This window comes from Kutzneria sp. NPDC052558 (assembly GCF_044547355.1).
Classification (GTDB): domain Bacteria; phylum Actinomycetota; class Actinomycetes; order Mycobacteriales; family Pseudonocardiaceae; genus Kutzneria.
In genome coordinates this window covers 143,312-157,495 of the sequence record NZ_JBIUAG010000004.1, presented here as the reverse complement: position 1 = coordinate 157,495, position 14,184 = coordinate 143,312, and the positions used below count along the sequence as shown (strand labels likewise).

Sequence of the window (14,184 nt, the reverse complement as noted above, 5' to 3'; positions counted from 1 at the left end):
CCTTCTCTCCTGGAGTTCCCCCCTCGCGCGCGGTGTGGGCGCAAGGCTCACGAGATGTTGCCGGACGGGTGGTCAGGCCGGAAGCGACCGAACAGCGCAATTCCTCCGACAGGAAACGGGCATTTCAGCCGAAGCGGCGTTGGAGGGTGCGGACGAGGGCGGGGAGGGCGCCGTTGAGGCGGGCGGGGAAGCGGAGCCAGGAGGGGACGAAGATCTCGGGGCGGTTGTGTTCGACGGCGGCGACGAGGGCCTCGGCGACGTCCATGGCGGGGATGGGGCGGGGGCGGCGGCGGGTGTAGGGAGTGCCGCGGCGGTCGAAGAACGGGGTGTCGATGACGCCGGGGTGCACGACGGTGACGCCGACGGTGCGGACCTCCAGGCGAAGGGCGTCGGCGAACGAGCGAAGGGCGGCCTTGGTGGCGGAGTAGACGGCCTCGTCGGCCACGCCCATGGCCCCGGCGATGGAGGAGACGAGCACGAGGTGGCCGCGCTGGCGGGCGATCATGCCGGGGAGCAGGGCACGGGCGAGTTCGAGCTGGGACACGACATTGACGGTGAAGAGCTCGGGAATCCGCGCCGGAGGCATGTCGGCGAAGGGGCCGGCATGGCCGAGACCGGCGTTGAGGACGAGCAGGTCGACGTCGCCGGCCCAAGCGGCCAGGGGGGCGACGTCGCTGGCGAGGTCGCAGGCGAACGAGCCAGGACCGGTGATGGTGCGGCTGGTGCGAAGCACGGTGGCGCCCTTGGCGGCGAGCGCGTCGGCGGTGGCCGCGCCGATGCCGGACGACGCGCCGGTGACCAGGGCCCGCATGCCGGTCACGGCAGGCATGGGATCTCCATGGAGGTGGACGTTCCGGCACGGTCAGGAAAAGAACCGGGCGACGGGCGGAAACCCGGCGGACACACGGGAAAGGAGGAAAAGGGGCCCGGCCACAGCGGGAAGGGGTGGGGCGGTAGCCGCTGGTCACCAGGGACCGAGCCGCAGCGGGAACGGGACAGGGTGGTCAGCTCGAGCATTCCGCTTCCTTGGACGCGGCCTGGGGAGCACGGCGGCTGAGGACAAAAACGCCGGCGCACAAGGAGAGCAGGGCGAGGACCTGGCCGATGACGGGGCCGACGCCGCTGTGCAGGTCCTCGCCCAGCCACAGGATGCCGATGCCGATGCCGACGAGGGGGTCGAGGATGGTGATCACGGCGAGGGCGGGCGCCAACGCCCGTTCGGCCTGGAAGGCGTTCTGGCTCAACAGGAAGCCGAGCGGACCGCAGACGGCGACGGCGTAGATGGGCCAGTGCGTGAGCAGCACGAGGATGCCCTGGGACAGCTCCTCGGCGGCGAGCTTGGCCAGGCCGGCGCTGACGCCGTAGAGCACACCGGCGGCGACGGCCAGGGCGAGGGCGCGGGTGTTGCCGGGACGATGTGCGGCCACGGCAAGGCAGATCGCCAGAATCGCGGCGAGACCGATGGCCAGCGGCAGCACACCGCCCAGGGTCATCTCCGTGCTGTCGCCGGTGGGTTGGGCCACCAGCAGGAAGGCGGCGAGGCCGGCGACGCAGAGCCCGGCGCCGAGCAGCACGACCCGGTCGAACGAGCCGGAGAACAGCACGCCGAACAGCAGGCCGGTGACAAGCAGGGGCTGCACCAGCACCAGCGGCCCGGTGGTGAGGGCCACCCACTGGAGGATCACGCCGAAAGCGTTGGCCACCAACGACAACAGCCACACCCGCTGCTGGGCGAGATCGACGAGCAGCCCGGGCTCCAGGGCGTCCCGCTGCCGCACCTGCTGGGTGGCCCGGTGCTGCAAGGCGCTGGTGAGGCCGAAGAAGGCCGCGCCCCCAACGGCCGCCGGCACGGCGATGAGCAGATTCATGGTGTCCCGCCTGAGAACTCCCGCAACGCGTCGACCATCCGGTCGCCCAGCGCGGCGCCGTCGACGGCCCCGCCACCGGTCACGCAGACGGTCACATGACGTCCCCAGGTCAAAGCGCCCCAGGCGATCGGGACGCCCTCGGCGAGCGGGAGCACCGCGTAAGCGGCCTCGATCTCCGCGTCACCCACCAAAACCTTCCAGCGCGGACCGGGGATCACGGAAGCGATGGCCCCGAACCACCGTGACTGGTACACCAGGCGCGCCAGCAACCGGTGCGCGGGCGCCGGCAGCAGACCGATGAGCCGCACGACCCAGTTGGCCGCCTCGGGCGCGCCGGACGCGACGCCGGCGCGCAGCGCGTCCCGCACCAGTTCCAAGCACCGCAACGGATCCGTCTCCTGCACGGGCAGGTCGACGGACACGGCCCCGGTCCAGTTGCCGGCAGCGCGCAGGGTGTCGGTGCCACGCAGCGACCACGGCACCATCACCCGGAGCTGGTCTCCTTGGTGGGCAAGGGCGAACATGGCCAGCAACAGCTCGGTCGGAGTGGCGCCCAGCGCCCGGGCGGTGGCGCGGACCTCGACGCCGGGCAGCTTGACCAGGCCGAACCGGCGTGACGCACCGAACTTCGACCCGCGCGGCACCGAGCCGGCCCGGGCCAGCGCCAGCAAACCCTTGAGCCGCAACCGAGGCAGCTTGTGGCTGACTTGATGGCCGACGGGACTCCCCCACGCCTTGCCCTTGCCCGAGGTTCCGGTCAGCAGCCCGCGCAGCACGGCGACACCGTCACCGAGGGCGTGGTGCAGCTTGATCAGCACGGCCGGCGACGCACCGTGCACGATCAACGCCTCGGCGGTCGCCCGGGCCGGCAACGGCTTGGCGTAGAAGGAGTCCACGGCCTCCTGGAGCGAGACACCGTCCACTTCGGACACCAGGGCCTTGGTGTCGACGGTCTCGTCCTGCAACCACCGCGGCCGCCGCAGCCACGAGCCTGGGTCGACGTGCCCGCGCACGCCGTGCATGGCGTCCAGCATGCCGGCGACGTCCTCCACGCTGACCTCGCCGGACATCTCCATGATCGTGCCGACATGCTGCGGCACCCGCGGAGACGCGATGTGCACGAACAGCGAGTCCTCGGCCGACAGCACGCGCCCGAGCCGCTCCGGCCGTGCGGACTGAAGGGCCAGCAGCCCCTCCTCCACCAGCCGCTCGTCGGCCTGCTTCAGCGCCAGCCGTTCCATCTGGGCCAGCCGCGGCTGATCCCGCACGGCGGCGGCCAACTCGCCGTCCCGACGGCACACCACGGCGATGCCGGCGTCGGCCATGAGCTGCGCGTTGGCCCGCCCGTGAGCGGCGATCGGCCGGTGCATGAGCACCGGCCGACCGACCGCGAGAGCTTCCAGCGATGTGGCCCCGCCGGCATTGGTGACCACCACGTCCGCGGCCACCATGAGCGTCGCCATCTGGTCGGTCCAGCCCAGGATCCGCACCCGGACGTCATCGCCGATCGCGGCCCGGATCCGGGCCCGCAGCCGCTCGTTACGACCGCAGACCACGACCACGATGCCGTCCGGAGTGCCGACCAACAGCTCCTTGACCGTGTCCTCCGACCGGCCGAACCCCAGCGAGCCGCAGGCCACCAGCGACACGAACTTGTCCTGGGGCAGGTCCAACTCGGCCCGCGCGGCGGCGCGGTCGCCGGGGCGGAAGACCTCGTCGGCGGTCGGCGCGGAGATCGCCACCGTGGCCCCGGGCGCGCTGCGGGCGGCCACCGGCACGGCGACCTCGTGCATCACGAGGTTGAGGTCGATGCCCTGGTACACCCAGAACGGGTGCGGCGCGAAGTCCGACACCCACGCCCCGATCGGGGCCTCCAGCCCGCGGTGCCGGCGCAGCCAGTCCAGGCCGGCCGTGCCCAGCGGATACGTGGACAGGATCAGGTCGGGCTGGATCCGGTCGACGCGGGCGGCCAGCCGCCGGCCGGCCCACTCGCCGACAAACCGCTTGGAGGCCCGGGCGAACCAGCGGTAGCGCCACACCGAGTCGTAGAAGAACTCGTACAGCCAGGGGGTGCGCTCCACGTTGGCCACGTAGATGCGGCGGAACACCGGCCCGACGCCGCGGCCCATCACGTCCAGCGTGTCGAGCCAGTGCGTCGAGGCATCCGGCCACAGCCGGCCCGCGGCCGCGCGCAGCGCACGGCCGGTGGCGTTGTGGCCCTCACCCATGTCGGCGGACAGAATCAGGATCCGTCGGGGCGTCGCCGATTCCAGCACGGTGATCAGCTTGGCTCACCGGGGGCGACCGCGCCACACGACTTATCGGATGATCTCGGCCGCCGCGGTGACTGGTGGTAGTCACCGCCGATCCGGGGCACCGAAGATCGCCCCGACCGCCCGTGTTACCGTGGTTGGCAATCCCCGAACTGGCTGGTCAAGCGCCCGATCGTGGGCATTTCACGAAGGAGCGCAGTGTCGGACGTCAAGACCACCCGCGGATTCTGGGCCCGGGTCGCCGACTCTTTCCTGCCGACCGCGGGCGCGAAGGTTCTGCCGCTGCCGGCCTGGCTGCGCCGGGCCACGCCGTGGGTGATCGCCGTGATCCTGCTGTGGTTCGTGGTGTGCACGCTCATCTGGCCGGTCGGCATGTGGATGCAGATCGACCTGGAGGTGTACCGGGCCGGCGGCCTGACCGTGCTGGACGGGCGGCCGCTGTACGATCACCCGCTGGTGGCCAGCCTGATGTTCACCTACACCCCGTTCGCGGCGATCATCTTCGCGCCGCTGGCGCTGCTGCCGCTGGTCGGCACCGAGATCGTCTACACCGTCGTGACGCTGCTCCTGCTGCTGTTCGCGATCGCGCGCTGCTGGCGCTGGCTGGGCTACCGGCGGGACCGGGCGTCCGTGGTCGTCGTGCTGCTGTGCACCGGGCTGGCGCTGATGTTCGAGCCGGTGCGGACCACGTTCTACCTGGGGCAGATCAACGTGCTGCTGCTGGCCATCGTGGTCGGCGACCTGCTGCGCACCCGCAAGTCCAACTGGACCGGCATCGGCGTGGGCATCGCCGCCGGCATCAAGCTGACGCCGCTGATCTTCATCCCGTACCTGCTGGTGACCCGGCAGTTCAAGGCGGCCGGGGTGGCCACCGCGAGCTTCGTCGGCACCATCGCCCTCGGCTTCGTGATCAAGCCGGGTGACGCCTACGCGTACTGGCTGGGGCAGAAGTTCAGCGAGGTCTCGCGGGTCGGGGACGTGTGGTCGACCGGCAACCAGTCGCTGCGCGGCTTCCTGGCCCGGCTGGTGTCGCCGCCCGAGGCCACCCAGAACGCGTGGGTGCTGCTGGCCGCGGTGTTCGGCATCCTCGGCCTGGCCGCCGCCGTGCTGGCCCACCGCCGTGGCGAGGAGCTGCTGGCCGTCAGCCTGATCGGCATGTGCTCCACCGCCGTGTCGCCGTACTCGTGGTCGCACCACTGGGTGTGGTTCGTGCCGCTGTTCGTGTTCGCCCTCAACCGGGCCCTGACCACCGGCCGGGCCGCCATGTGGGCGCTCGCCACGTACGTGCTGGTCGCCGTGTTCGCCTGGCCCGTCGCGTTCCCCGTGCACGATCCGGGCGCGCGGGCCGCCGCCGGCATCTGGATGATCGACTGGCCCGGCGACGTCGTGACCCGCAACAACTACATCATCGCCTACCTGGTGATCGCCGTGTTCACCCTCGTGCACCTACGCCGTTCGAATGTTGTCACGTCAACCGACGGGGTGATCGACAGCCGGAATCCGGTGGTCAGCCGCTAAGGTCGGTCCCAAGCCCGGCGCACGGGCCGCGCGGCCGGTGGCCCGCGAAGGGTTTCGAATAGCCCACGGCATTCGAAACCCTTTGAGGGGCAACAATGTTCACGGTTCCCGGCCGGCTCACCGACGGCACCCCCGTCGTCACCACCATCCGGCGCCCCGGCCCTCGGCGCATCGCCGTCAGCCTCGCCACCACCCCGCCGTTCACCGTGGTCGTGCGGGGCCAGCACATCGCCGACCTCGCCGAGGCCCTGCGCGAGGGCGACAGCCTCGGCGTCCCCTGCCGCCACCCCCGGTACGGCGACTGGCTGCTCGGCGTGCACCCGCACCAGTGGTGGATCAACCCCCGCGCCGCCCGCCTGCCGATGGAGCTCTACCTGCTCCTGCCCGCCGACCAGCAGATCGTCGTCGTGTTCACGCCGGAGCAGGTGGACGAGCTGACCCTGGCGCTCGAGGAACCGATCGCCGCGAGCCTGTATTCGGTGTGCCGCTGAGCGGGGGTCAGTGCGGGGCGGCCAGGTCGATGACGGGGAGGGTGGCGAGGTCGGCGGGCGGGAGGGCGCGGGCGGCGGTGAGGACCCGGTGCTGCTGGTCGTTGATGCGGCGGTCGACGAGGCGGGTGAGCTCGTAGGCCAGGGCCCCGGTCTGGCGGACGGTGACGTCGTCGAGGACGGCCTGGTCGACGGAGGTGATGGCGATGCCGGCGACCAGGCCGTCGGGGCCCTCAGCGGCCCCGACGTCGAAGCGGGCGCGGGGGTTGAGGGTGTCGGAGGCGTAGTGCTCCCGCAGGCGGCGTAGGAGCTTGTGCCATTCGAGGACCTCACCCTTGAGGGCCAGCCCGCTGACGTCCTCGTCGGTGAGCCGGTCGGCGGCGAAGCAGCGGGTGTAGGAGAGGGTGGCGGTGGTCCAGACACCCTCGAGCACCACGGCCTCGGGGGCCTCGGCGACGAGCTCGGCGACCAGCCGTTCGCAGCAGCGCAGCACGGTCTGGAGGTCGTCGAAGACGGCGACGAGGTCGGCCAGGTGCGAGGCGGCGGGGCCGGCGATCCGGCGCACGGTGGAGGGGGGACTCGGCTCGGTGCTCATGAGGCGCTCCTGCCTGGGCTCGGACGTCCAGGCTAGGTCGGCACGGGCCGGCCGGATGTCGCATCTTGAGACACGGTGAACGCGCTGGCGACCGTGGCCCCGGTCGTCGACGGACTGTCGACGGATTGTCGACCGCCTGGGCGATAGTCGCGGAGGCGGACCGGCGGCCATGTGGGGGTATGCCGCCGGTCCGCTGAGTTCCGTGTCACCGGAAGAACGTGGGGTCGGCACATGGGCATGGGAACGGATGCCGCCGTCGAGGGCGCGGCGATCTCGCTGCCGAAGGGCGGCGGCGCGGTGAGCGGGCTGGGCGAGAAGTTCTCCGCCGACCTGTTCACCGGCACGGGGAACTTCTCGGTGCCGATCACGGTGCCGCCCGGCCGGTCCGGGCTGCAGCCGGCCCTGTCCCTGGGGTACAGCACCGGCAACGGGAACGGCCCGTTCGGCCAGGGCTGGCAGCTGAGCCTGCCGGGGGTGTCCCGCCGGACGTCGCGCGGGATACCTCGGTACGTCGACACCGCCGACGTCTTCGTGCTGTCCGGCGCCGAGGACCTGGTGCCGGTCGCGGGCAGCTACCCGGGGCGGGTCCGGCACCGGCCGCGGACCGAGGGCCTGTTCGCCCGGATCGAGCACGTCCAGGACGCTTCCGGGAACTACTGGGAGGTCCGCGACCGCAACGGCCTGCTCACCCGGTACGGCACGCCCCGGCCGGACGGCGCGGACGCGACGTGGCGCGATCCGGCGGTGGTCGCCGACCCGGGCGACCGGACCAGGGTGTTCGGCTGGCGGGTGACCGAGACCAGGGACGCGCTGGGCAACCTGATCCGGCACGAGTACCTGCGCGACCAGGGCCGCGAAGCCGGGCGCGAGTGGGACCAGCCACTGATCGCCCGCATCTCCTACGCCGACTACGGCGATCGCGCCGCGCCGTCGTTCCTGGTCCAGCTGGACTTCGACTACGAGCCGCGGCCGGACCCGTGCTCGGGCCACCGCGCCGGCTTCGAGGTGCGGACCTCGCTGCGGTGCCGCGCGATCAGGGTCAGCACGCACGCGGCCGACGGCGTGGCCCGGACCGTCCGCGAGTACCGGTTCGGCTACCAGCAGGCCGAATTCACCGGGGTGTCGCTGCTGACCCAGGTCGACGTGGTCGCGGTCGACGACCAGGGCCAGCAGGAGCAGCTGCCCCCGTTGACCTTCGGCTACTCGGCCTTCGATCCGGCCGGCCGCCGGTTCGAGGTCGTCACCGGGCCGGGCCTGCCGACGGCGGCGCTGACCGATCCGTCGCTCACCCTGGTCGACCTGCACGGCGCCGGCCGGCCCGACCTGGTCGAACTCGGCGCCACGCAACGGGTTTGGCGCAACACCGGCAATGGCCGGTTCGCCCTCCCGCGCCGCATGGACGAGGCGCCGCCGTTCCCGCTCGCCGATCCCGGCGTGCGGCTCATGGACGCCGACGGCGACGGTCGCGTCGATCTGGTCGTGTCCACGGCCGCCAGGCCCGGTCGGGCCACCGGCGTGACGGCCGGATTCTTCCCGACGACGTTCGCGTCCGGGTGGAGCCGCCGGTCGTTCCGGTCCTACCGGCAGTCGCCGTCGGTCTCGCTGTCCGACCCCGCCGTCAGGCTGGTCGACCTGGACGGCGACGGGCTGGCCGACGTGCTGCGGTCGGGCAGCCGGTTGGAGTGTTGGTTCAACGATGCGGATCCGCGGATGGCCTGGCGGCGCACCGCTGTCGGCGCCGGCGACGCGCCCCGGATCGATCTGGCCGACTCCCGGGTGCGGCTGGCCGACATGACCGGCGACGGCATGCAGGACATCGTGTTGCTGCGCAACGGGAACATCGCCTACTGGCCGAATCTGGGCCACGGCCGGTGGGGCACACCGGTGACGATGCGTCGATCGCCGCGGCTGCCCGACGGCTACGACCCCCGCCGCGTGCTGCTCGGCGACGTCGACGGCGACGGCGCGGCCGACCTGGTCTACGTCGACAACGGGCGGGTGTTGTTGTGGGGCAACCAGTCCGGCAACGCCTGGACCGCACGGCCGATCACCGTCCCTGGCACGCCGCGGGTGGCCGACACCGACGCGCTGCGGCTGTCCGACCTGCACGGGACCGGGATGGCCGGCCTGCTGTTCAGCCGGGCCGCCGCCGACGCGGGCGGCCCGCACCTGCGGTTCCTGGACTTCACCGGCGGGGTGAAACCCCATCTGCTGACGGCGATGGACAATCACCTAGGGGCCGGCACCAGGGTGGCCTACCGTCCGTCCACACAGGAGTATCAGCGGGACCAGGCCGATCCGTCGACCCGATGGCGCACCACACTGCCGTTCCCGGTGCACGTCGTGTCCCGGGTGGAGGTGGCCGACGCGATCTCGGGCGGCCGGCTGACCACGCAGTACCGCTATCACCACGGCTACTGGGACGGCGTGGAGCGGGAGTTCCGGGGCTTCGCGATGGTCGAGCAACTCGACACCGAGCTCTTCCCGTCGGACGGGCCGTCGGCGCACCACTCGCCGCCCACCCTCACGAAGAGCTGGTTCCACCCGGGCCCGGTCGCGGCCGTCGAGGCGGGCGACTGGACCGAACTGGACCTGCGGCACGAGTACTCCCGCCTCGACCCGCCGAAGCTGTCCCGGCCGCCGGAGCAGACCGTGCTGCTGGCCACTCTGCCTCGGGCCGCGCGTCGGGCGGCGCTGCGGACCCTGCGCGGGCAGTTGCTGCGCACGGAGTTGTACGCCCTGGACGGCTCGGACCGCGAGCAGCGGCCGTACACCGTGACCGAGACGGTCAGCGGTGTCCGTGAGGAATCGCCGTCGGACACCCCGCGGGAACCCATCTTCTTCCCGTTCGCCGTCGGCAGCCGGACCACGCAGTGGGAACGCGGCGACGAGCCGATGACCCGATTCGCCTTCACCATCGGCCACGACGCCTACGGCTGCCCGACGGGGAAGATCGACATCGCCGTGCCCCGCGGCCGGGACCCGCTGGCCGCCGCCCCGGCGGCCCAGCCGTACCTGGCGACCTGCTCGACCAGCGAGTACGCCCAGCGCGACGACGACGGCCACTACCTGGTCGACCGGATCGCCCGCACCACCAGCCGTGAGGTGATCAACGACGGCCGCCTCGCGGTTGCCGACCTTCGCGACGCGATCCTCACCGGGACGGGGGTGTCGACGCGGGTGATCGGCCACTCCCGCACCTACTACGACGGCGACGCGTTCACCGGGCTGCCGCTCGGCGTGCTCGGCGAGTTCGGGCTGCCGATGCGAAGCGAATCGCTGGCCTTCACCGACGAGTTCCTCGACCAGATCGGGTCCCGCCCGCCCTACCTGGCCGACGGCCCGGTGACCTGGTCCGCCGAGTATCCGACGGAATTCCGTGCCGCGCTGCCGGCTCAGGCCGGCTACCGGCACTACCCGGCCGACGCCGTTCCTGGATCGCCGGGCGGCTACTACATCGTGTCGAGCCGGCATCGCTACGACGTGCAGATGGCTGGCCGGGCGCCACGGGGACTTCCGGTCGCCACCCTCGATCCGCTCGGCGCTCAGTCCACAGTGGACTACGATGTGCACGACCTGCTGCCGGTCCGGACCGTCGACGCGGTGGGCCTGACCACGACCGCGGTCCACGACTACCGGGTGCTGCGCCCCCGCGAGATCACCGACCCGAACGGCAACACCACCGCGGTTGTGTACTCCCCCTTGGGATTGGTCACCGCCCGGTTCGCCAGGGACAAGGCCGGCGGTGGTGATCGCGATCTTCCCGGCGTGAGCATGACCTACGACCTCCGGGCCTTCGCCGACCGCGGTGTCCCGGCGTCGGTCCGCACCGTCCGGCGCGAACACCACGACACCGAGCCCGATGTCGACGCCGCGCGCCGGGACGACGTGATCGTCTCGGTGGAGCACTCCGACGGATTCGGCCGGGTGGTGCAGACCCGTGCGCAGGCCGAGGACCTCCAGTTCGGCGATCCGACCTTCGGCGGCGGCGTGATCCCCGTCGACCAGCTCGCGGCGGTCGGGGACACCGTGGGGCGCACGCGAAGCGCCGGCAGCCCGGACAACGTGGTCGTCTCCGGCTGGCAGGTCTACGACAACAAGGGCCGCGTGGTGCGCAAGTACGAGCCCTTCTTCGCCACCGGCTACGACTACGCCCAGCCCGGCGACGCCCAACTCGGTCAGCAGGCGGTCGTGTTCCACGACCCGCGTGGGCAGGTCGTGCGGACCGTGAACCCTGACGGCAGCGAGCAGCGGGTCATCTACGGCATCCCGGCCGACCTCGCCGATCCCGACGCTTTCGCGCCCACGCCATGGGAGTCCTACACCTACGACGCCAACGACAACGCCGGGCGCACCCACCCCGACATCGCCGGCTCCTACCGCGATCACTGGAACACACCGTCCAGCACCGAGATCGACGCCCTCGGCCGCACCGTGACGGCCGTGTCCCGCACCGGCCCCGCGGCCACGGACCGGCTCGTCACCCGGTCCACGTACGACATCCAGGGCAGTCTGCTGGCCATCACCGACGCACTCGGCCGAGAGGCGTTGCGCAACTCGTTCGACCTCCTTCAGCGCCGGTGGCGGGTGGACAGCATCGACGCCGGCCGCCGCGGCGGCGTGCCCAACGCGGCCGGAGCCGTCGTGGAAAGCCGTGACAGCAAAGGGGCTCTCGTCCTCGCGTCGTTCGACCTGCTGCACCGGCCGAGCGCGACCTGGGCCCGGGACGACGCCGCCGGACCGGTGACGCTGCGCCGGCGCATCGGCTACGGGGATGCCGGCTCCCCCGACCAGCGTCCGGTCGAACGGGACGGCGCCCGCGGCCGCAACCTGCTCGGTGTGCCGGTCTTCCAACGGGACGAGGCCGGCTTCGCCAGCATCGATTCGGTCGACTTCAAGGGAAACGTGGCGCAGGGCACTCGTCGGGTGATCGCCGACGCGCCCGTCCTGGCCACCTACGACCAGGCGGCCGCCGGCGGCTGGTCGGTCGCGCCGTTCCGCGTCGACTGGACGCCACGGCCCGGCCAGACCCAGGCCCAGCGCGACGCCGAGCTGCTCGAACCGGGCGGCTACGTCACGTCCAGCCAGTACGACGCCCTCAACCGGGTCAAGCGGACATTCCTGCCCGCCGACACCGCCGGCGTCCGCCACGTGGTGTACCCCTCGTACAGCAGAGCCGGTGCGCTGGAAAGGATCCAGATCGACGGCACGGTTCGGGTGCAGCGCATCGCCTACGACGCCAAGGGACAGCGGGCGCTCATCGCCTACGGCAACGGTGTGCTGACCCGCTACGCCTACGATCCGAAGACGTTCCGGTTGGCCCGGCTGCGGACCGAGCGCTACACCGCCGCCGACGCGGCGACGTACCGGGTGTCGGGTCCGGTGATGCAGGACTGCGGCTACGACCACGACCTCGTCGGCAACGTCCTGGCCATCCACGACCGCGCGCCGGGCAGCGGCATCCCCAACAACCCCGATGCCCTGGCCGTCGTCGATCCTCGCCTGCGCGCCCTGCTCGCGAGCGGCGACGCGTTGGACCGCCGGTTCACCTACGACCCCGTCTATCGTCTGCTTTCCGCCACCGGCCGGGAATTCCAGGCGCCGGCGACCGGCGACCCGTGGACCGACCTTCCGCGTGGCGTGGACGTCACCAGGTCCCAGCCGTATGCCGAGGCCTACCGCTACGACGCCGTCGGCAGCGTCCTTCGTCTGGCGCACACCGCCGCCGGCGGGTTCACCCGGGAGTTCACCGTAGACCCCGGCAGCAATCGGTTGACACGTATGACCATCGGCACCACGCCGTACGGCTATTCCTTCGACGCCAACGGAAATCTCACCGCCGAGACCACCACTCGGCACTTCACCTGGAACCACGGCGACCAGCTGTCCACCTTCGCCACCCAGACCGCCGGCGCCGAGCCCTCCGTCCACGCGCACTACCTCTACGACGCCTCCGGCCAGCGGGTCAAGAAACTCGTGCGCCGCCAGGGCGGGGCCGTCGAGGTCACCCACTACATCGGCTCGGTGTTCGAGCACCACCGCTGGTCGGGCGGCCAGAACAACCATGTGCACGTCATGGACGACCACCGCCGGGTCGCCCTCCTCCGGATCGGCGTCGCCCATCCCGACGACCGTGGCCCCGCCACGGCCTTCCATCTCGCCGACCACCTCGGCAGCAGCACCGCCGTCGTCGACGACACCGGCGCCCTGGTCAACCGCGAGGAGTACACGCCCTACGGCGAGACCAGCTTCGGCAGCTACACCCGGAAGCGCTACCGCTTCACCGGCCAGGAACGCGACGAGGAAAGCGGTCTGAGCCAGCACGGGGTCCGGCACTACGCACCGTGGACCGGGCGCTGGACGAGCTGCGACCCGCTCGGCGCGGTCGACGGACCCAACCTCTACCGGTATGTGCGGGGCAATCCCCTCACCGGCGTGGACAAGAACGGGATGGAGGACAACGACTCGAAGGGCGGGAATCTCGGCGGCGACGGCGACCAGTTCAGCGCGCACGGCGCGAAGGGCATGCGCGAGGTGGCGTTCACCCTGGACATCGACGAGCCCGATCCGGTGGGACAGCCCGGAATCTCGACGACCGTGGCCCGGGCCCGCGCCCTCGACGTCACCAACCGCCAGTTCCTCGACGCCATGACCAATCGCCGGACCAAGTACCTCGGCCAGAGCCAGCAGCCCCGGGTCAGCGCCCGGGCCCCGGTGTCGGTGGCCACCGACCCGCACGTGTTGATCACCCGCTACTTCGACGAGGTCAGCGAGATGCGGGAGATCTTCGACCAGGCGGTCGGCAAGATCCGTGATCCGAACTCGATGACGCCGACGAAGCTGAAGGAAGCCGTCAACAGCCACATCTGGGAGATCATCAAGACCGACCAGGGCGGCGCGGCGTCCCGCGTCCGCACCGCGCTCGGCATCATGGGCTTCGACAACGTGCCGGGGCAGGGCTATGTCCTGCGCTCGCCGGCCGGCACGTCGACCGCGGCGCCGGTCGTCCCGGCGGCGCCGGGCGCCGGTCGGGTCGCTCCCCCGCCGGCGACCGAGGGTCCGGGCATGATCCGCCGGCTCGCCACCGCCGAGAACGCCGCGAAGGCACTGGAGTACGGCGGCTACGCGGCCTACGCCTACCAGATGGGCACGGCCAGGACCACGGGCCAGGCGGTCGACGCGACCACGAACTTCCTGGGCGCGACCATCGGCGGCACGGCCGGCGGGACGGTGTTCGGGGCCGGCGGGGCCCTGCTGTGCGGACCGTGCGAACCAGCCTTCCAGGCGGCCGGGCAGGCGGTCGGCGCCTATGCCGGCGCGCAGACGACCCAGATCATCGAGAAGACCGACTGGAAGGACACCCTCAAGGAGATCGCGTTCGTTGGCGGCATGGCCCTGCTCTGCCTGCTCTAGCGGGAAACCCATTCGGTCGAAGGGAATCA

General features: G+C 71.7%; 7 protein-coding genes. 3 read left to right on the top strand and 4 right to left on the bottom strand.

All coding sequences use genetic code 11. The features are described 5' to 3' along the window. Positions 1-124: 124 nt before the first annotated feature. The 3 genes from ACIG5F_RS09620 to ACIG5F_RS09610 all read right to left on the bottom strand — a co-directional run bounded on the left by ACIG5F_RS09620 (position 125) and on the right by ACIG5F_RS09610 (position 4,144). Positions 125-829, bottom strand: coding sequence for an SDR family NAD(P)-dependent oxidoreductase (locus ACIG5F_RS09620; protein ID WP_396517039.1), 705 nt, complete (start codon positions 827-829; stop codon positions 125-127). A 175-nt stretch (positions 830-1,004) separates the two neighbouring features. Then, the gene (locus ACIG5F_RS09615; RefSeq protein WP_396517038.1) at positions 1,005-1,868 is read right to left on the bottom strand and encodes a DMT family transporter; all 864 of its coding nucleotides are present in this window, start codon (positions 1,866-1,868) and stop codon (positions 1,005-1,007) included. After that, a complete protein-coding gene (locus ACIG5F_RS09610) occupies positions 1,865-4,144 on the bottom strand; it encodes a WS/DGAT domain-containing protein (protein WP_396517037.1) in 2,280 nt (759 codons plus the stop codon). Before ACIG5F_RS09610 ends, ACIG5F_RS09615 begins: the two co-directional genes overlap by 4 nt. 195 nt (positions 4,145-4,339) lie before the next feature. Here ACIG5F_RS09610 and ACIG5F_RS09605 point away from each other — a divergent pair, with 195 nt between their 5' ends. Both ACIG5F_RS09605 and ACIG5F_RS09600 read left to right on the top strand, forming a co-directional pair. Then, positions 4,340-5,659: a glycosyltransferase 87 family protein gene (locus tag ACIG5F_RS09605; RefSeq protein WP_396517035.1), complete on the top strand. Its 1,320-nt coding sequence runs from the start codon at positions 4,340-4,342 to the stop codon at positions 5,657-5,659. Positions 5,660-5,754: 95 nt separating this feature from the next. Next, entirely contained in the window at positions 5,755-6,150 is a 396-nt protein-coding gene (locus ACIG5F_RS09600) for a hypothetical protein (RefSeq protein WP_396517034.1), read from the top strand. Positions 6,151-6,157: 7 nt separating this feature from the next. Here ACIG5F_RS09600 and ACIG5F_RS09595 read toward each other — a convergent pair whose 3' ends face one another. After that, positions 6,158-6,742, bottom strand: coding sequence for a hypothetical protein (locus ACIG5F_RS09595; RefSeq protein ID WP_396517033.1), 585 nt, complete (start codon positions 6,740-6,742; stop codon positions 6,158-6,160). Positions 6,743-6,973: 231 nt separating this feature from the next. Here ACIG5F_RS09595 and ACIG5F_RS09590 point away from each other — a divergent pair, with 231 nt between their 5' ends. Next, the gene (locus tag ACIG5F_RS09590) at positions 6,974-14,155 is read left to right on the top strand and encodes a SpvB/TcaC N-terminal domain-containing protein (RefSeq protein WP_396517032.1); all 7,182 of its coding nucleotides are present in this window, start codon (positions 6,974-6,976) and stop codon (positions 14,153-14,155) included. Positions 14,156-14,184: the final 29 nt, after the last annotated feature.